The 18,734-nt window shown below is 71.5% G+C and carries 16 protein-coding genes; 11 read left to right on the top strand and 5 right to left on the bottom strand.

Features of this window, described 5'->3' with window-relative positions; genetic code table 11:
- Positions 1-11: 11 nt before the first annotated feature.
- Positions 12-764 carry a VOC family protein gene (locus ACZ5ID_RS10065; RefSeq protein WP_468895386.1) on the bottom strand — a complete coding sequence of 251 codons (753 nt, stop codon included), beginning with the start codon at positions 762-764 and terminating at the stop codon, positions 12-14.
- 140 nt (positions 765-904) lie between these two features.
- Here ACZ5ID_RS10065 and ACZ5ID_RS10060 point away from each other — a divergent pair, with 140 nt between their 5' ends.
- Positions 905-1,333 carry a DUF3592 domain-containing protein gene (locus tag ACZ5ID_RS10060; RefSeq protein ID WP_468895383.1) on the top strand — a complete coding sequence of 143 codons (429 nt, stop codon included), beginning with the start codon at positions 905-907 and terminating at the stop codon, positions 1,331-1,333.
- Positions 1,334-1,424: 91 nt separating this feature from the next.
- Here the strand turns inward: ACZ5ID_RS10060 and ACZ5ID_RS10055 are convergent, their stop codons facing one another.
- The 4 genes from ACZ5ID_RS10055 to ACZ5ID_RS10040 form a co-directional block, all read right to left on the bottom strand.
- Positions 1,425-1,925 carry a VOC family protein gene (locus tag ACZ5ID_RS10055; protein ID WP_468895378.1) on the bottom strand — a complete coding sequence of 167 codons (501 nt, stop codon included), beginning with the start codon at positions 1,923-1,925 and terminating at the stop codon, positions 1,425-1,427.
- A gap of 122 nt (positions 1,926-2,047) precedes the next feature.
- Complete coding sequence (locus ACZ5ID_RS10050; protein ID WP_468895375.1) at positions 2,048-3,607, bottom strand: class I adenylate-forming enzyme family protein; 1,560 nt, start codon at positions 3,605-3,607, stop codon at positions 2,048-2,050.
- Positions 3,591-5,471 carry an ABC transporter ATP-binding protein gene (locus tag ACZ5ID_RS10045; protein ID WP_468895372.1) on the bottom strand — a complete coding sequence of 627 codons (1,881 nt, stop codon included), beginning with the start codon at positions 5,469-5,471 and terminating at the stop codon, positions 3,591-3,593. Before ACZ5ID_RS10045 ends, ACZ5ID_RS10050 begins: the two co-directional genes overlap by 17 nt.
- Positions 5,471-7,345 carry an ABC transporter ATP-binding protein gene (locus ACZ5ID_RS10040; protein WP_468895369.1) on the bottom strand — a complete coding sequence of 625 codons (1,875 nt, stop codon included), beginning with the start codon at positions 7,343-7,345 and terminating at the stop codon, positions 5,471-5,473. The genes ACZ5ID_RS10045 and ACZ5ID_RS10040 overlap by 1 nt, the downstream gene beginning before the upstream one ends.
- Positions 7,346-7,987: 642 nt before the next feature.
- On the opposite strand from ACZ5ID_RS10040, the gene ACZ5ID_RS10035 reads away from it, so the two are divergent.
- The 10 genes from ACZ5ID_RS10035 to ACZ5ID_RS09990 all read left to right on the top strand — a co-directional run bounded on the left by ACZ5ID_RS10035 (position 7,988) and on the right by ACZ5ID_RS09990 (position 18,725).
- Positions 7,988-8,743, top strand: a complete 756-nt coding sequence (locus tag ACZ5ID_RS10035) for a LuxR C-terminal-related transcriptional regulator (RefSeq protein WP_468895366.1) — start codon at positions 7,988-7,990, stop codon at positions 8,741-8,743.
- Positions 8,744-9,010: 267 nt separating this feature from the next.
- Complete coding sequence (locus tag ACZ5ID_RS10030) at positions 9,011-10,366, top strand: condensation domain-containing protein (protein ID WP_468895363.1); 1,356 nt, start codon at positions 9,011-9,013, stop codon at positions 10,364-10,366.
- 133 nt (positions 10,367-10,499) lie between these two features.
- Positions 10,500-11,906, top strand: coding sequence for an aldehyde dehydrogenase family protein (locus ACZ5ID_RS10025; RefSeq protein WP_468895360.1), 1,407 nt, complete (start codon positions 10,500-10,502; stop codon positions 11,904-11,906).
- On the top strand, positions 11,903-12,451 hold the full coding sequence (locus ACZ5ID_RS10020; RefSeq protein ID WP_468895357.1) for a nucleoside 2-deoxyribosyltransferase: 549 nt from the start codon (positions 11,903-11,905) through the stop codon (positions 12,449-12,451). Before ACZ5ID_RS10025 ends, ACZ5ID_RS10020 begins: the two co-directional genes overlap by 4 nt.
- Entirely contained in the window at positions 12,448-13,407 is a 960-nt protein-coding gene (locus ACZ5ID_RS10015; protein ID WP_468895354.1) for an alpha-hydroxy-acid oxidizing protein, read from the top strand. Before ACZ5ID_RS10020 ends, ACZ5ID_RS10015 begins: the two co-directional genes overlap by 4 nt.
- Positions 13,370-14,161 (top strand): creatininase family protein, encoded by a 792-nt coding sequence (locus ACZ5ID_RS10010; RefSeq protein WP_468895352.1) that lies wholly within the window; start codon positions 13,370-13,372, stop codon positions 14,159-14,161. The genes ACZ5ID_RS10015 and ACZ5ID_RS10010 overlap by 38 nt, the downstream gene beginning before the upstream one ends.
- Positions 14,162-14,184: 23 nt before the next feature.
- Positions 14,185-15,318 carry a hypothetical protein gene (locus ACZ5ID_RS10005; RefSeq protein WP_468895349.1) on the top strand — a complete coding sequence of 378 codons (1,134 nt, stop codon included), beginning with the start codon at positions 14,185-14,187 and terminating at the stop codon, positions 15,316-15,318.
- A 47-nt stretch (positions 15,319-15,365) separates the two neighbouring features.
- Entirely contained in the window at positions 15,366-16,679 is a 1,314-nt protein-coding gene (locus ACZ5ID_RS10000) for a nucleotide sugar dehydrogenase (protein ID WP_468895346.1), read from the top strand.
- Positions 16,672-17,664, top strand: a complete 993-nt coding sequence (locus ACZ5ID_RS09995) for an NAD-dependent epimerase/dehydratase family protein (protein ID WP_468895343.1) — start codon at positions 16,672-16,674, stop codon at positions 17,662-17,664. The genes ACZ5ID_RS10000 and ACZ5ID_RS09995 overlap by 8 nt, the downstream gene beginning before the upstream one ends.
- Positions 17,661-18,725 (top strand): glycosyltransferase family 4 protein, encoded by a 1,065-nt coding sequence (locus ACZ5ID_RS09990; protein WP_468895340.1) that lies wholly within the window; start codon positions 17,661-17,663, stop codon positions 18,723-18,725. Before ACZ5ID_RS09995 ends, ACZ5ID_RS09990 begins: the two co-directional genes overlap by 4 nt.
- The last annotated feature ends 9 nt before the right edge of the window (positions 18,726-18,734 follow it).

Genomic DNA, 18,734 nt, shown 5'->3' with positions numbered 1-18,734 from the left:
GCGGGACGGCGTCAGGGTGTCGTGTCAGGAGGCGCCAGGACACAGAACTCGTGGCCCTCCGGGTCGGCCAGGCACGTCCACGGGACGTCCCCCTGGCCGACGTCGAGATCCGTGGCGCCGAGGGCCCGTACCCGGGCCACCTCCGCTGCCGTGTCGTCACCGGGGTACGGCAGCAGGTCGAGGTGGACGCGGTCCGGCACGGTCTTCACGTCCGGTGTGCGGAGGAATTCGAGGTACGGGCCGACACCTCCGGCGGAACGCAACACGGCTTGGTCATCCGTCACCGAGTGGACGGTCCAGTCGACCGCCCGGCCCCAGAACCGGGCCATGGCGCGGGGATCCGAGCAGTCGACCACCACAGCGGCGATCGGCCCGGTGTCGCGGTAGGTCTCCCGGGGCTCCAGCACACAGAACTCATTGCCCTCCGGATCGGCGAGGACGGTCCACGGCACATCGCCCTGGCCCACGTGGACCGGCCTCGCGCCGAGGGCCGTCAGACGTGCGACCAACTCCGTCTGATGCGCCGCGGAGGTGGTCGCGAGATCCAGGTGCACTCGGTTCTTGGTTGTTGATTTGGGGTCGGGGACGGGGACGAGATCGATCCCGAGGGCGACCGGGTGCGGCCAGACGAAGTCGCCGCCGGGCCCGACGTAAGTGGTCACACCGGGTTCCCGGACACTCCAGCCGAGCGCCTCTCCCCAGAACCGGCCGACCGCCGACGGATCAAGCGCTTTGATGTTCACCATGACGGGTCGCAGTGGCATGGCGACAACCCTATGCAGTGCCTCCGCGACCGCGGGGGCGCCCCGCCCGGCACCCGCAGAGGAGGTCCTCAGGGCAGGCCGTGGGGATTGTCACCGCGCTCCGCCGCAACCAAAACCCCAGTTCAGGCGTCCCGCCCCACATGCGACGCGAATGGTTCATCGCCCTCCTCCCGCTCACGCTCGGCGTGAGTTTCCTCAGCATCGGCGTATACGGACTGCGCCGCGCCAAGGCGCTGCGCCTGAACGGTGTCACCGCCAAGGGCCGGATCGTCCGCCACAAGGTTGTGCGCAGCGACGACGGCGCCAAGTTCACTCACCCGGTCGTCGCCTGGACGACCGCGGACGGGCAATCCTGCGAGCACTCGTCCAGGTTCGGCCGGGTACGCGTCGGTAACCGTTTCGGCGTGGGGGTGGGCGTCACGATCCGGTACGACCCGCAGACGCCCCGGCGGTTCGAAATCGAGGGCTGGGACACGCCGGTGATCGACCGGCTGTTCACCGTGCTCGGGGCGGTGCTCACCGGGGGGACGGTGGTGGCCGTCCTGATCGGGTGGCTTGTCACTCTCTGAGCCACCCTGTGCCCCGGCGGCCGGAGCGCGCGGGCGAGTGTCTTTCCGGGCGCCGTACGGGCCGCCGGGGCCCGGCGCGGAGTGGGACGTATCAGGTCGCGGATCCGGCCGCCGCGCCCGTCTTGAGGTCCGGCCCCCAGCGCTTGAGGGCTTCTTCGAGGTCGAGCGCACCGAGGCGGGCCTTCTCGGTCGCGGGCGGCCAGTCCTCACGCGGTACGCGCCACATGATCTCGAACTCGTTGCCGTCGGGGTCCTTGGCGTACAGGGACTTCGACACGAGGTGGTCGGTGGCCCCGACCATGGCACCGCGCTTGTTGATCTTGTCGGCGATCTCGACGAGCTCGCCGAGCGTGCCGACCTCCCAGGCCAGGTGGTAGAGGCCGACACGGCCGTGTTCGGGTCCGGGTGCGTCCGCGCCGACCGAGAACAGACCGAGGTCGTGGTCGTTGAGGGTGTCCTCGGCGCTGAGGAACGCGGCGCGGCCCGGGATGTCGACGTCGAGTCGGAAGCCGAAGACGTCCGTGTAGAACTCGACGGCTCGCGCGACATCGCGTACGTAGAGCACTGCGTGGTTGAGGCGGCGTACCGGCATGGGGTCTCCCTGAGGGGCGGCGAGGCGCGTGGTGGCGGCCTCGGGAGCGACGATAAAACAATGTGAGACTTCAAGTAAACACCTCGGATCCTGTTGGCGCCCGTTTGGCCGGTCTTCGCCGTTCAGGTCACGTGTCGTCCCGGTTCCGCACCGGGGGCGGCACCGGCCACGGCCGCGCGGCGGATCTTGCCCAGGGAGGTCTTGGGCAGGGACGCCACGAAGTCGATCTTCGCGGGCACCTGGTGGGCCAGGAGGCGGTCCCGGCAGTGCGCGGTGATCGCGGCGGCGCCGAGGGGGGCGCACGGCACGACGGCGGCCCGTACGCGTTCGCTGCTCTGCCCCGCCACCTGCTCGCCCCAGACCACGGCCTCGGCGACGGCCGGGTGAGCCAGCAGCGCTGCCTCGACCTCAAGGGGGTTGACCTTCTTGCCGCCGACGTTGACGAACGACTCCTTGCGGCCCACCAGGTGCAGCCGGCCGTCACCGTCGAGACGCGCCAGGTCACCGGTGACGTACCAGCCGTCACGGAAGGCACGTTCGGACGGTCCCGGGTGCCCCAGGTAGCGCGTGAACATGGCGGGCGTGCGCACCAGCAGGGCGCCCGTGCCGCCCGGGGGGACGGGCCGGTCCTCCTCGTCCACGAGACGGACGCGTACGCCCCGCACCGGCTTGCCCACACCCGCGTCGGCCGCGCCGTCCGGCTGGGGGAGCTGCGCCGCGATGACACCCGCCTCGGTGCTCCCGTAGACCTGCTGGACGGCCGGGCCGCAGTGCCGGGCGAAGCGGTCCGCCACCTCCGGGGGCAGCGCCGCCCCGGAGGACAGGCACAGCCGTACGGTCTCGCCCGGGAGGGTCGCCTCGCGCCGCGAGGCCGCCGAACGGGCCGCCAGGTCGTACGCGAGTGGGGTGCCCACCACGATCGTGCAGGCGTTTGCGCGCATGGTCCGCAGCATGCCGGCGGGTGTGAACCGGCCGAGCAGGACGAGCTCTGCGCGGGTGTGCAGCGCGGTGGCGAGCGCGGCGACCATGCCGAAGGAGTGCAGCAGGGGCACGGCGGCGAGAACACGGTCGGCGGAAGTGACGGCGTAGGTGTGGGCGTAGATCTCACCGCCCCGCACCAGGTCGCGCTGGGAGTGCACGGCGGCCCGGGGCTCGCCGGTGGAGCCGGAGGTGTACTGGTAGAGCGCGGGGGCGTCGGGCGGCGGCGCGGGCAGCGGTGCCGGGTCGGCCACGGTGCCGGGCCGGGCGGTCAGCTCGTGCACGTCGATGAGGACACCGCCCTGCCATCGGTCCGGTTGGGCGGCACCGGCGGCACCGGCGAGAGTGCGCAGCCGGTCCTGGCGGCCGACGAGGTGGAGGGGCCCGAGGTCCCGGTGGACGCCGACCAGGGCGGCTTCGGCGCTGTCGGGTTCGAGCGGTGTGAGCGGCACACCCGCGCGCAGCGCGCCCAGGAACGCCACGGCGCCCTCCACGGTGTTCTCGAAGAGCAGGCCCACTGTTCCTTCGCCGTCGGCCGGCACAAGCGCGCGCAGGCGGTGGGCCGTGGCCCGGACCTGCTCGGCGAGTTCGCCGAAGGTGAGCGTCCGCGTCCCCTGACGTATCGCGGTGGCCGAGGGGGAGAGGTGTACGGCGCGCTCGATGAGCTCCCACAGCGTGGCGGGGGATTCAGTGGTCGACGGCATCGCTGGCCTCCGCTGGATGCGCCCCCGCGCTCACGGGTGCCCGTTCGCCGCCGAACGGCTCGTCGGCGGGGTCGTGGTCGGGGTGCTGGTGGTGGAAGTACTGCCGGTAGAGGCGGCTGTAGGCGCCGTTGCGCCGCATGAGCGTGGCGTGGTCGCCCTGCTCGACGAGCCGTCCGCCGTCGACGACGACGATGCGGTCGGCCTTGCGGACGGTGGGGAGGCGGTGGGCCACCACGATGGTGGTGCGCCCCGCCGAGAGCGCGTCGAGCCCTTCCTGGATCTGGGCCTCGGTGAGCGGGTCGATACTGGCGGTGGCCTCGTCCAGGATGAAGATCGGGGCGTCCTGGAGGAAGACGCGGGCCAGTGCCACGATCTGCCGCTGGCCGGTCGACAGGTTGCGCCCGCCTTCGTCGGTCGGTGTGTCCAGACCGTCGGACAGTTGCCGCAGCCAGGCGCCGGAGGCCACCGCGCGGGCTGCGGCCTCGATCTCCGCGCGGTCGGCGCCCGGCCGGCCCAGCGCGATGTTCTCCGCGACGGTGCCCGAGAAGAGGAAGGGCGTCTGGGTGACCACGCCGAGGCAGCGCCGGTACTGCGCCAGGTCGAAGGTGCGCACGTCCTGACCGTCGACCAGCAGGCTGCCTTCCTGGAAGTCGTACGAGCGGGTCAGCAGCCGCACCAGGCTGGACTTGCCCGCCCCCGTGTGACCGACCAGTGCGACGGTCTCCCCGGCCGCGACGGTCAGGTTGATGCCGTGCAGCACGGGGCGCTCGGGGGTGTAGCGGAAACTGACGCCGCGCAGTTCCAGTTCGCCGCGCAGGCGGGGCGGGGGCAGCTGGGCGCTCTGGTGTACGGCCGGTTCCCGGTCGATCAGTGCGAAGATCCGCTCACCGGCCGAGAGCCCCTGCTGGAGCTGCTGCCAGAAGGAGGCGATGGCGGCGACCGGTGACCAGAAGAGGGCCAGTGCCTCCAGGAAGAGGACCCATTCACCGGCCGAGAGGTCGCCGGAGGCGACGTTGTGGCCGCCGACCAGCACGACCGCCGCGGTGCCCAGCCCCGTCAGCGAGATGAGCAGCGGGAAGATGCCGCTGAAGAGGCGGTTGAGGCGCACACTCGCCTGGTACCAGCGGTCGTTGACCGTCCGCAGCCCCGCCTCGGCCGCCGCTTCGCCGCGGTGGTTGCGTGCCACGGTGATGCCGCGCAGGGTCTCCTGGACGTAGCCGCTGACCTCGGCGAGGGCCTGCTGCTGACGCGTGGAGGCGGTCCGCGCGCGTTTCCTGAAGGCCAGGCTGACCGCGACGATCAGTGCGGCGACCGCGGTGGTGAGCAGTGCCAGCGGCACGTTGATCACGAAGAGCGCGGTCAGGATCAGCAGGACGACGAGGACCTGGCCGATGAGGGAGAGCACCAGGGACAGCAGCGCCCCGAACGTCTGGGTGTCGTTGGTGACGCGGCTGACCACCAGGCCGGTGGGATGGGTGTCGTAGAACGCGAGGTCCTGGCGCATGGCCGCGGCGAAGGCGTCCTCGCGCAGTCTCAGCACCGCGTCGCCGACCAGCGTGCCGGTGACGCGCTGCTGGAGGACGGTGAACAGCCAGGCCGCGGCGCCGGCCAGGAGCACGGCCGCGGCCAGCAGCGCCATCGCGGAGCGGGTGTCGTCGTCCAGGGCGGAGTCGACGGTGCGGGCCAGGAGGACCGGTACGGCGCTGCCCGCGGCGGCGGCCACGACCACGGCCGCGGTGACGAAGGCCACCGCGCCGCCGCGGCCCCGGAAGTAGGCGGTGATGCGGCGCAGCAGCTGCCGGTCGCCGTAGTGGCGGTCGTAGGTGTCCTCGGCGCCCGCCTCGATGCCGTCCAGGAGTGCCATCAGCCGGTTCCTTCCTCTGCTGGGGCCTCTGCTAGGGCCTCGGTACGGGCCGGGACAGGGGCGGTGGTGGTTCCCTTCGCGGCGGAGGTCGCGTACGGCGCGAAGATGGTGCGGTAGAACGAGCAGGTGCGCAGCAGGTGCTCGTGGGTGCCCTGGCCGACGACGCGGCCGGCGTCGAGGACGACGATGTGGTCGGCGGCGCGGATACGGGAGAGCCGGGGCGTGACGAGGAAGGTGGTGCGGCCCGCGGCGGCGCGCCGCATGGCGAGTTGCAGTTCGTGCTCGGTCACGCTGTCGACGGCGCTGGTCGCGTCGTCCACGGCAAGGATGCGCGGGTCGGTCACCAACGCGCGGGCGATGGCCAGGCGTTGGCGCTGGCCGCCGGAGAGGGTGATGCCGCGCTCGCCCAGCACGGTGTCGTAGCCGTGTTCGCTCGCCATGACGAAGTCGTGTGCCTGGGCGGTGCGGGCCGCCTCCTCCAGCTTGTCCCGGCCGGTGTCCGGCGCGGCGCCGAAGGCGAGGTTCTCGGCGATGGTGCGGGAGAACAGGACCACGTCCTGCTCGACGACCGCGACCTGGCCGCGCAGCGCCTTCGGGTCCCAGGCGGTGGTGGCCACACCGTCGACGAGGACACGTCCCTCGGTCGGCACATAGGTGCGGTTGAGCAGGTGCAGAAGGGTGGACTTGCCGCTGCCGGTGGCCCCGACGACCGCGACGGTGGTGCCGGGGGCGGCGCGGAAGGAGATGTCGTGCAGGACGGGCTTGCCGTTGCCGTAGGCGAAGGTGACGTTGTCGAAGACGACCTCGCCGGTGATGGCCGCCGTGTGCCGGCCTCCTTCCTCGTCCTCTCCCGCCCGGTCGTTGATGATCTCCAGGATGCGCTGCGCTCCGGAGAACCCGAAGAAGATGAGCCCGATGCTGAAGGAGGCGAGCTGGGTGGGGGCGCGCAGGCTGCTCATCAGGCCGAGGACGGCGACCAGTTGGCCGACGCTCAGTGAGCCGTCGCGCAGCAGGAGGACGGCGTGGAGCAGGGTCGCCGCGGTGGCCACCGCCAGCAGCAGCGGGGGGAAGGACAGGGCCTGCACGTGTGCCTGGCGCACGGCGGCGTCCCGGTAGGCCGTGGCGGTCCGGCGGAAGCGGTCCTGCTCGCGTTCGGCTCCGTCGGTGGCCTCGACCGCCTCGATTCCGGTGATGCTCTCGGCGGCCTGGGCGGACATCGCGCCGAACTCCTCGCGGGTGAGGTCGGAGACCGGTTCGAGGCGGCGCCCGTGATCCATGAGGGCGATCACGAACAGGACGACGAAGATGCCGGGGGAGAGCAGGAGCCGCCAGTCGACGGCCGCGATGAAGACCAGCGGGATGAGCGTGTTGAGCGCCATGTCGAGGGTCATGTCGAAGCCCGGCGACACCATGAGTCCGAGAGCTTCGGCGTCGCCGGTGGCGCGGGTGGACAGGTCGCCGGTGCGGTGCCGGTTGAAGAAGCCCTGCTTCTTGCGGAGCATGCTGGCGAACACGCCCGCACGGGCGTCGCGTTCCAGACCGCTGGCGAAGGCCTCCAGGGCGTAGGTGGAGGCGATGCCGCAGATGCCCCGGACGAGGACCAGGCCGAGCAGGGCGGCGCACACGGCGTGCAGCGCCCCGAGGTCCGGTTCCTGCCCGTTCTTCTTCAGTACGGCGTCGAAGGCCAGCCCGATGACCAGGGGGAGGGCCGCGGTGAGGGTCTGCCAGAGCAGGCTTCCGGCCAGATGGACGGCGATGTGCCGGCGGAAGTGACGCATATGCAGGCGGAGCCAGGGCCCCACGGCGATCTCGGGTCCGGTGGCCGGCGCCGGTGCGGACGTGGAACGGGTCTGCGCGGCGGTCTCGGTGGTCATCGGTCTCTCCCGTGCGGTGTCACGGAGCCGGCGGTGTGGGCGGTCAACGGTTCGGTGCTCCCTCTGCTCCTGGGGGTTGTCCTCGGACTGTTCCTCGGGGCGGTGAATTACCCACGGGAATGCGACGCCGTGACGGGAGCCGCCGCGGATGTTTTTTCGGGCAGGCTTCCGGTATTTCCGGCTCCTGCGGTGTGCCCTTTAGGGCAGGATCGCGAGCCGGGCGGGTAACCGGTGCGTCAGAAGGGGAAGTTAGCTGTTTTTTCCGAAAAACGAAACCGGGGCCGGGCGGCCGTGTGGCCGGTAAAGTTCGATATCTCGACCACGAAGGTCATGTCCACGCCATGTCCTTTATGGCATGATCTGTTCGGTTTATTAACTTTGTTGGTCTGTAAAATCGGATGATGGCTCGTTGCTGGGGCAATTGGCCGGATGGTACTGGTTCTCCTGAGTCCCTGTTGTTATAGTCAAGGCAAATTCGCGACATGAGTCGACGGTGGCGAATTAGTCCGGACGCATACGCTCGCCGCGTCCGGGGAATGCCCACTTACAGCCTTGATCCGGAGGAGTACGGTGAGCGATTTAGCATGCAAACCCCCCACCCCGTCGCGGCGGCTGGTCGTCGCGACACTTGTCCACGACCGCGTGGCACGCCAGGAACTGCAGGCCGCCCTCTCGGAGGCGGCCCTCGTGCGCGAGGCCCGGCACTGTGCCGACCGGCGCGAGGCGCGCCAGGTGCTGGGCTCCGGTCGCGTCGACGTGTTCGTCGTCGCCAGGACCGACTACGACGCCCATGCCGACCTGCTTGACGATTTCCGATCCCCTATGCCGAGCACGCTCGTACTGCTGAGCCACGCCGATCCGGACGAGGCCATGCTGACCGGCCCCCCGGCGCCCGACGGGTTCCTGATGCAGGGGGGTCTGAGCGCGGCGGCCGTGGACAGCACCCTGCGCCGCATGGCCGCCGGCGAGGTGCCCATGCCCGCCCCCGTCGCCCGCGCGCTGATGGACCGCGCCGGCGCGACCCGTCTTCCCCATGGCAGAGGTGACATCGCTGTCACCGCCCGCGAGACCGAGGCGCTGCTGCTGCTCGCCGAAGGGCTGAGCAACAAACAGATGGCCCGGCGCCTGGAGATCACCAGCCACGGCGTCAAACGGCTCGTGGCCAGCCTGTTGCTCAAGCTCGGCGCGCCGAACCGGACGGCCGCCGTGGTCCTGGCCATCCACGCGGGCCTGATCCGCACGACGCGGCCGGATCAGGGCACCACCGACCGTCGTGTCGTACGGGTCCAGCTCGCCGGCGCCGGAGCCGATGTCCGCCTCCCGGTGCCCGCCGGGCGCCTTGCCGCTGAGGAGGCGGAGCCGGGAGCGCGCTTCCTGGCCGACGGCCGGCACCGCTGACCCGACGGCCGGCACCCCCGGCCGAGCGCACCGGCACGGGCCGCGCCGCGACCGGCGGTACACGCCGCCGCGGACCGGCGCCCTGCCCGTCCGGCCATGCCCCAATGGGCAGGTCTTCTTCGTGGGATTCCCCGGCTAGCGTGAAAACGCGAAAGCCCCAGGGTGTCGACCGAAGGAAAGCCTGTCGTGGAAAAATTCGAGACACGTCACGTCCCCTTTTACGGCCGTCGTTCGGCCACGGCACCGGCCACCTGTGCCCAGCGGCACATGCGGGACCTGATCCGCCGTGAAATGCCGGACGGCGCCTTCTATGATTTCTGCCACGAGGTCGTTCTTCCCGGTCGCGGAACCGTGGAAGACGTTCTCGCCGTGTGCGGAGAACTCGTCGCCCGACACGAGTCCCTGCGCACGGCGTTTTTCCACGACGCGGACGACCGTCTCGTCCAGGCGGTCGCACGGTCCGGTTCCTTTGAGGCGCAGATATGCGCCACCGGACCCGGCGAGAGTGCGCAATTCGTATACGAGGCCTGGCGGCGCCGGATGCGGGACAGGGCGTTCGACCTACGCAACGGGCCGCCGCTGCGGGCGCTCGTCGTCGTCACCGACCGGGTACCCGTGCTGGCGGCCTTCTGTGTCTCGCACCTCGCCGCGGACCTCATGTCCATGCGCACCCTCGCCGGAGAGGCCCTGACCCTGCTGGCCGCGCGGACCGCCCACACCGCGGCCCCGCCACCCGCCGTGACCCGCCGGCCGGTCGAACAGGCCGCGTTCGAGCGCTCCCCCCAGGGCCGTGCCCTGCTGGCCCGCGCCCATACGTACTGGCGGCGGCAGCTGGCGAACGCCCCCCTCACGATGTTTCCCGGCCGCCCCGCCCCCCAGGGCCCCGGCCGGCCGGAGCGCTACAGCGCCGCCATGGACTCCTCGGCCGCCTTCCTGGCCGTCCGCGCCCTGGCCGGACAGTGGCGGGTGAGTACCTCCGCGGTGCTCCTCACGGCAGTCGCGCTCCTGCTCGGCGCCCGCTCCGGGCAACCCGTGTGCGCCGTGCGGCTGCTGGCCGCCAACCGTACGCACCCCGCACTCCAGCAAGCCGTGGCCAACCTGCACCAGGAAGTCCTCACCACCCTCGATCTGCGCGCGGAGGACGTACGGACCGTCGCCCGCCGTGCCTTCGCCGCGGGCACCCTCGCGTACGCCAACGGCCTGTTCGACCCCGACGAGGCCAACGAGCTGATCCGGGCCGAAGGACGCAGGAGGGGCGAGCCGCTCCATCTGTCGTGCTGCTTCAACGACATCCGCACCGACCACGATCTGCGGACCCTGGGCCCGACGGCGTCCGCCGAGGAGATCCGCGCCGCCCTGCCCCGTACCGTCGTCGCCCCCTCCGACTTCGAGGAGGCCGAGACCTTCTTCCTGGTCGTCGTCGACACCGACCCCGGCTGGCTGAGATTCGTCCTGTGCGCCGAGACCGCGGCCCTGCCGCCCGAGGAGGTGCACACCTTCCTCCGGCGGCTCGAACGGTTCCTCGTGGACTGCGCCGAGCAGCCCGGACGCCCCTGCCCACGCCTCGAACAGGCGCAGCGGCCGAACACCGCGCCGCCACCGCGGACGGCCGCCAGGGGGTGACCGGATCTTGGCCGTAGCCGAACGGGCATGCCCCAAAGCGGAGGCTGCCTCAGGCACTTGCGCGTGGTGAGACTGGGACCTGTCCGAACAGGGGTGCGGGATATCGCGGCACCGGGTGACGGGGGAGTCGACTGTGTTCACGGAAGCACCGGCACGAGAGACCGCCATGGGCGTGGAGAACCCCGCGCACGGCACGGTCTTCGCCCACGCCCCCCGCCACACCGCCGCCGAACTCGACGCGGTGGTGGCCGAGGTGGCCGGGGCGTTCCCCCGGTGGGCTGCCCAGCCGCTGGAGATCCGCCGCCGGCACCTGCTCGCCTGCCGGGACGCGCTGCGGGACGCCGAGGACGACATGGCGGACCTCCTCACCCGGGAACAGGGCAAGCCGCTGCGGCACGCACACGCCGAAGTGCGCCTGGCCGCAGACTGGTTCGCCCACACCGCCGGCCTCGCGCTGCACCCGGACCGCATCGTGGACGAGCCCACCGCCCGGGTCACCCTGGAGCGGGTGCCGCACGGCGTCGTCGCGGCGATCGCCCCGTCCAACTACCCCGTCCTGCTGGCCGTGTGCAAGATCGCCCCGGCGCTCCTCGCGGGCAACACCGTCGTCCTCAAACCCTCGCCCGCCACACCGCTGTCCAGCCTGCTCATGGGTGAGGTGCTGGGCCGGGTCCTGCCGCCGGGCGTTCTGCGCGTGGTCAGCGGCGACTCCGCGCTGGGCGCCCGGCTCACCGCACACCCGGCGGTCCGGCTCGTGTCCTTCACCGGCTCGATCGCCGCCGGGCGCGCCATCGCCCGCTCCGCGGCCGAGGACTTCAAACGGACCGTTCTCGAACTCGGCGGCAACGACCCGGCCATCGTGCTGCCCGGTACGGACGTACAGGACCTGGCGCGCCACCTGTTCGACCGGGCGATGGTCAACAGCGGCCAGTTCTGCGCCGCGGTCAAACGCGTCTACGTGCCACGCCCGCAGCACGCCCGGCTCACCGAGGCGCTGGCCGCGCTGGCCGGGGCCGCCGTCGTCGGCGACGGCCTCGACGCCGCGACCGAGCTGGGGCCGCTGGTCAGCGCCGGGCAACTGGGCCACGTGGACGCGCTGGTGGCCGACGCGGTGCGCCGCGGGGCCCGGCTCGTCACCGGCGGACGCCCCCTGGAGCGGGCCGGCCACTTCTATCCGCCCACCGTCGTCACGGACCTGCCGGAGGGAACGCGGCTGGAGGAGGAGGAGCAGTTCGGTCCCGTGATCCCCGTGATCCCCTACGACGACCTCGACGCCGTGACGGCCCGTGTCAACGCCTCGCCCTACGGCCTGGGCTGCTCCCTGTGGGGCGACCCGGAGCAGGGCGCCGCGGCGGCCCGGCGGCTGCACTGCGGAACGGTGTGGACCAACACCCACGGCGACCTCCGGCACGACGTGCCGTTCGGCGGCCACCGGCACTCGGGCACCGGCGTCGAGTACGGACCGTGGGGCCTCCTGGAATACACCCAGATCACCATCCACCACCTCGCGCTCCGCGGGAAAGATGAGGGGAAGGCATGAGCGATACCGTTTCCGGCGGCGACCCCGGCACCGGCCTGGTCGATCTGTCGGGGCTGCGTGTGTTCGTCGGCGGCCCCATCCAGCACGCGCTGGGGCACAACAGCTTCCACCGGCCGCTGCGCGAGACGATCCAGGCCGTCATCACCGCTGTCACGCAGGCCGGGGCCACCGTCTTCTCCGCCCATGTCGTGGAGAAGTTCGGCCAGGACACACCGCTCTTCTCGCCGGAGGACGTCAGCGCACGGGACCTGGAGTGGATGCGCCGGTGCGACGTGTTCGTACCCGTACTGCCGACGGACGCCGACGGCGGACTGATGCGCACCGACGGCACACACATCGAACTGGGCTGGGCCTCGGCGCTGGGCCGCCCCATCGTCATGGTGACCGCCCTGCCGGTCCCTGCCGGGGCCAGCCATCTGCTGCGCGGACTGCCGTCCGTGGCCGACGTCGGCGTCGTCGACCTGGCCGAGCTGCACCGCGGCGGCCCCGGCGAACTGCTGCTGCGGCTGGGCAAGGTCGGCCGTGACGCGGTGGTGACACCATGACGACCGTCGAGCACACCGCGTCGGCCACCGAGATCCTCGGGCTACGGCTGCTCAGCCCCCTCGTCGTCGGCTCGGGCCTGCTCACCGACCAGGAGCGCAACATCCGCCGCCTGCTCGCCGGGGGCGCGGGCGCCGTGGTCACCAAGACCATCCATCCCGGACCGCTCCCCGGCGGCGACGAACGTCTGCTGCATCTGCCCACGGGGATGATCAACAGCACCACGTACTCCCGCCGAGGCGTGGACGCCTGGTGCGCCATGCTGAGCCGGTTCGCCGAGGACGGCCTGCCGGTCATCGCCTCCCTGCACGCCGACTCTCCCGCCGCGCTGGCCGACCTGGCCGCGCGCGTCGCCGACACCGGCTGCCGCGCCCTGGAGCTCGGCATCTCGTGTCTCAACGAGGACGGCGGACTGGCCGACAGCGCACAGCGGGTCGCCGACTACACCGCCGCCGTGCGCCGGGCCACCGGACTGCCGTTCAGCGTGAAACTCGCGGTGGGGGAGCAGGTGGGCGAACGCGTCGCCGCCGCCGTGGAGGCGGGCGCGGACGCGATCACCCTCAGCGACACCATCGCCGGGCTCGCGGTGTCCGCCGACACCGGGGAAGTCCTCCTGGGCCGCCCCTTCGGTTACTCGGGGGCCGGGATCAAACCGCTGGTGCTCGCCGCGATCTACGAGCTGCGGCGCGGCGGCCTCTCCGTTCCCGTACTGGGCAGCGGCGGGGTGCGCAGCGGCACCGACGTGGCGGAGTACCTCACCGTGGGCGCCGACGCCGTACAGGTCTACACGGCACTGCACACGCACATGCACGAGACCCTGGCCGAGATCCGCCGGGGCTTCGACACCTGGCTCGGCGCACGCGGTGAATCCGTAACCGACGTGGTGGGACGGGCACTTGAGGGCGGAAGGGGTGAGGTGCGTGCGACAGCGGGCCACGAACGTCAGGGCGTACGGTGATCTGACGAGCCCCGGGACACCCGCGGCGCTCAGCGGCACCACCCTGGTGTGGCCGGTGGGCGGACTGGAGCAGCACGGCCCCCATCTGCCGCTGTCGGTGGACTACGACATCGCCGACGCGTTCGCCCGCCAACTGGTGGCGGACGCCGACGGTGTGCTCTTCCCCGGGCAGCCGCTCTCCGCCAGATCACTGCCGCAGAGCGGGGGCGGACTGCGCTTCCCCGGCACCGTCCACATCGACGGGGGAACCTTCATCGACTACGTCGCCCAGTGCCTGCGGGGACTGGCCCGGCTCGCCCCGGCCCGGTTGGTGGTGGTCAACGGGCACTACGAGAACGAGGCGCTGCTGTTCGAGGCGATCGACGGACTCGATCCGGCGCACACCTTCCCCGCCACCGAGATCGTCGCCTTCAGCTGGTGGAGCCTGGTGGAGGAGGAGTGGCTGCGCAAACGGCTCCCCCGGTTCCCGGGCTGGCACGCCGAGCACGCCGGGGTGACCGAGACCAGTCTCATGATGTACCTGCGTCCCGAGGTGGTGCGCCCGATACGGGTCGACCACCCCACTCCGCCCGCCGCCGGCGTGTACCGCCATCCCGTCGACGCGGACCGCATGTCCACCCAGGGAGTGCTGACCACGACCTCCGGCGCCGACGGCGACCTGGGGGAGGAGCTCTTCTGGCACGTGATGGACGGTGTGACACGGACCCTCGCGGACGGGGCCTCCCCGCGCACCGAGCGGCGAGCGAGCGAGTGACGAATTCCAGCGGAAGGGGATCCATGCGCCTGCCGACGACCGAACGCGACGCCTTCGAAGCCCGGCTGCAAAGCCTCTTCGGCGACAAACTGCGGCCCGTGGAGGAGTGTTTCGAGGCCATCCAGAACTTCAAGGACGGGTCCTTCGCGGTGGGGCAGCTCGGGCTCATGCTCTACACCAACGGATACAACTTGCGGGGCACCAGCACCCGCCATCCCAACGGCATGGTCTTCCACGACGGGCAGAACCTCTTCGGAGTCGGCTACTTCAGCAAGGAGCACGACGAGCGCAAGCATCTGCACATCGTCGCGCCCAAGGGGAAGGACCGCATCGCCGCCGTCAAGTCGTTCATCTCCGCGACGCGCGAAGCGGGCCTGGCGCAGACCTCCGTATACGTCCGTCACCTCTCGCCGAGCGACCACGAACTGTTCCTGGCGGCCGGTTTCGCCCCGGTGACCGCCGACCCCTGGCACCCCGAGGCCCCGGAGGAGGACGAGACCTACCCCAACCGGGTCTACCGACTGGACGAACTGCTGGCGGTGGACGCCGACGGCCGTCCGGTGGTGAAGAACCTGGAGGGGGATGGCAACCGGCGGCACAGGAACAAGAACCGGCTCGCCTACCGCCGTTTCGAGAACTTCCTCGCCCGCAACGACCATCTGGAGCTCCGCATACGGCCCTACGGCTACGGCCCCGAGGAGTCCAAGATGGCCAGGTCCGTCGTCGAGGGTTACTTCGAGGCGCGCCGGGAGCAGGGCGAGGTCGTCGGTTCCACCCCCGAGGACTACACGGCGATCGTCACCCAGCGGCCGGGAGGCCGCAACGAACACGACTACTTCGCCTACCTCGGCGTCCTGGCGCACAGCGGCGGCGAGGAGGTGCCGGTGATGTTCTTCGCCGGCGAGCGCACCGCGCCGGACCGGGCATCGCTGTACTGCACGATGTCGATGCGCTTCGCGGACCGGCTGAGCGGGCTGTTCAAGGACGCCACCGGTTTCACCGCCATACCGCAGTACATCTGGCTCACCGTGTTCAAGAAGCTCATGGACCACGGCATCCGCGAGGTCGACGCGGGCGGATCCGAGGTCAAGGGCCTCGACGACCAGAAACGGCAGTTGGGCGGACGGCCCGAAAAAACCCACTGGGTCGTGGGCTGAACCGCCCCGACCCGGACCTTCCCAAGTCGCGCCCAGGGGGTACGTACATGCAATCGCGCACCGATCACGAGGACTTCAGCCAGTTCGACGTCTGCGTCGTGGGGATGGGATACGTCGGTGTCACCCTCGCCGCCGCCCTCCTGTCCACCGGCAAGCGGGTGCTCGGCTACGAGAGCGACCCGGCGGTCGCCGGCGCCCTGGCACAAGGGCGCCTCCAGCTCGCGGAACCCGGCGTCGCCGAGCTGATCGAGCGCGGAGCCGGCGACGGCACGCTCGCGGTCACGGCCGACATCAGCGGGCACCGGCTGCCGCCCGTCGTCGTCATCTGCGTCGGCACACCCATCACGCCCGGGGGCACCACGCCCGAACTCGGCCATCTGTCGGCCGCCGCCGAAGCCGTCGCGGCAGGCGCGGACGAGGACACCCTGGTGATCGTGCGCAGCACCGTCCCCGTCGGCACCACCCGCGAACTGGTCCTGCCGGCCCTCGCGCGCCGGATACCCGAACCCCTGCTCGCCTTCTGCCCCGAACGCACCATCCAGGGGCGGGCGCTGGCGGAACTGCTGTCCCTGCCGCAGATCGTCGGCGGCCTCGACGAAGAGGCGACGAAGCTGGCGGCGGGATTCTTCACCACCATCAGCGGACGGGTGGTCCCCGTCTCCTCGCTGGAGGCCGCCGAACTGGTCAAACTGGTCAACAACTGCCACACGGACCTCATCTACGGCTTCGGCAACGAGATCGCCCTCATGGCCGAGAAGCTCGGCCTGGACGCGATGGAGGTCATCGACTCCGCCAACGCGGACTATCCGCGCCCCGATCTGAGCAAGCCGGGATTCGTCGGCGGCAGCTGCCTCACCAAGGACCCGTATCTGCTCAGCCACTCCCTGGCCCGCCACGACCACACCCCGCGGATGGTCATGGCGGCCCGCGCCCTCAACGAGTCCCTCCCGCGACAGGTCGGCGAGCGCGTGCTCGACGCGCTGCGGCGGGCGGGCCAGGACCCGCAGCGGTCCACCGTCCTGGTCTCCGGATTCGCCTACAAGGGCCGCCCCGAGACGGACGACATGCGCGGCGCCCCCTGTGTGCCGCTCCTGGAGTTCCTGCGCGGCAAGGTCGCCCGGGTGGTCGGCCACGACTTCGTGATCCCGCCCGAACGCATCGAGGCACTGGGGGTGGAGCCCGTCACGCTGACCGACGGCTTCACCGGCGCCCATGCCGCCATCCTGCTCAACGACCACGCCCGGTACGGCGAGTCGCCGGCCGCCGAGCTCATCGCCCGGATGAGCCCACCGGCGCTGGTGTACGACGCCTGGCGGGTGTTCCCGCGGACGACGAAGACAATGAGGCTCGGCAGTGCCTGAGAAGATCCTGATCACCGGGGGAGCGGGGTTCATCGGGCTGCACCTGGCCGCCGAACTCGCCTCCCACCACGACGTCACCCTCCTCGACGACTTCAGCAGGGGCCGGCGCGACACACTGCTCGACTCCCTGCTCGACCGCGTCACGCTCGTCGAGCACGACCTGACCACCCCCGTTCCCGACACCCTCCTGCCCGACGACTTCGACACCGTCCACCACCTGGCGGCGGTCGTCGGCGTCGTCCACTCCAACGAGGATCCGCAACGGGTGCTGCGGACCAACCTCCTGTCCACCGTGCACGTCCTCGACTGGTTCACCGGGCGGCCCGGCATGTTCGGCGCCACCTTCTGCTTCGCCTCCTCCAGCGAGGCGTACGCGGGAAGCGTCGCCGCCGGTCTCGCCGCGCTGCCCACCGGCGAGGACGTCCCCCTGCTGGTCCCCGACCCCGAGGTGCCCCGCTCCTCGTACGGCTTCAGCAAGATCACCGGCGAGCTGCTGTGCCGCACATACGCCCGCGCCCACGGCTTCGCCCTGCGCATGGTGCGCTTCCACAACGTCTACGGACCGCGTATGGGCTACGACCACGTCATCCCGCAGTTCATCGAACGCGTCCTCACCGGCGCCGACCCCTTCGCCGTCTACGGCGCCGACCAGACCCGGGCCTTCTGCCACGTCGACGACGCGGTGGCCGCCCTGATCGCGCTGGCCGGGCTGCCCACCAAGGAGACCCTGCTCGTCAACATCGGCAACGACAGTGAGGAAGTCCGTATGGACGACCTCGCCCGCATGGTCTTCGAGACCGCCGGGCGGACGCCCGGCATCGCCGCCCACCCGGCACCGCCCCTGTCCCCGGCCCGCCGCCTGCCCGACCTGACCCGGCTGCGCGAACTCACCGGCTACCGCCCCGCGGTCGACCTGCGCGAGGGCCTGCGCCGCACCTACGCCTGGTACGCGCACGACCTCGCCACCCGCGGGGCGCAGCGGTGAACGGCCTCCGGGTGCGGTATGTGCACCAGGGGTACTTCCCCGCCCGCGCGGGCGCCGAGCTGATGACCCGGTCCCTCGCCGTGGCCATGAGCCGCCGGGGAGTGCGCGTGGGCCTGTACGGCGGCGAGGGCGACCCGGAGGACGCGCGGCTGATGACGGCCGCCGGGATCGGCGTCGAACCACTGCCGGACGGGGAGGGCGAGGCGCGCGCGGCGGACCTAGTGCACGCCGTCGACGCCTTCCAGCCCGAGAACATCCGCACCGGGCTGCGCCTCGCCCGCGCCTGGGGTGTGCCGTTCGCCGTGACACCGGCCTCGGCACCGGAGGTGTGGCCCGACCGGGCGGCGGTGGTGGAGGGCTGCCGCCGGGCGGACGCCGTGTTCGTCCTGACCGACGCCGAACGCGAGGCGCTGCGCGCCGACGGTGTGGCGGACTCCGTCCTGCACCGGATCGGGCAGGGGGCGCACCTGCCGGGCACCGCCGACCCGGAGGGTTTCCGCGCCGCGCACGGCATCACCGGGCCCCTGGTGCTCTTCCTCGGCCGCAAGATGCGCTCCAAGGGATACGGGGTGCTGCTGGAGGCGACGCGGCACGTGTGGGAGCGGCACCCCGAGGCGCACTTCGTCTTTCTCGGCCCGCGCTGGGACGAGGACTGCGGGGAGCTCTTCGCCGCCCACGCCGACCCCCGTATCACCGAACTGGACCGGGTGGACGAGGACACCAAACTCAGTGCCCTCATGGCGAGCGACCTGGTCTGTCTGCCGTCGACGGTCGACATCTTCCCGCTGGTGTTCGTGGAGGCGTGGATGTGCGGCAAGCCGGTGATCGGCTCCGCGTTCATGGGCAGCGCCGAGGTGATCGCCGACGGCCGGGACGGGCTGATCGTCCCGCCCGCCGCCCGGCCGGTGGCCGAGGCGGTGAGCCGTCTGCTCGCCGACCCCGCCGAACGGGAGCGGTTGGGGCGCGCGGGCCACGCCAGGGCACGCCGCGAACTCACCTGGGACGCCGTCGCCGCACAGGTGCACCGCGTCTACACCGAACTGGTCCCGGCCCGGAGTTGAGCGGAGGAA

The organism is Streptomyces sp. NPDC031670 (assembly GCF_055580545.1).
This window is presented reverse-complemented; position numbering and strand designations above follow the sequence as displayed.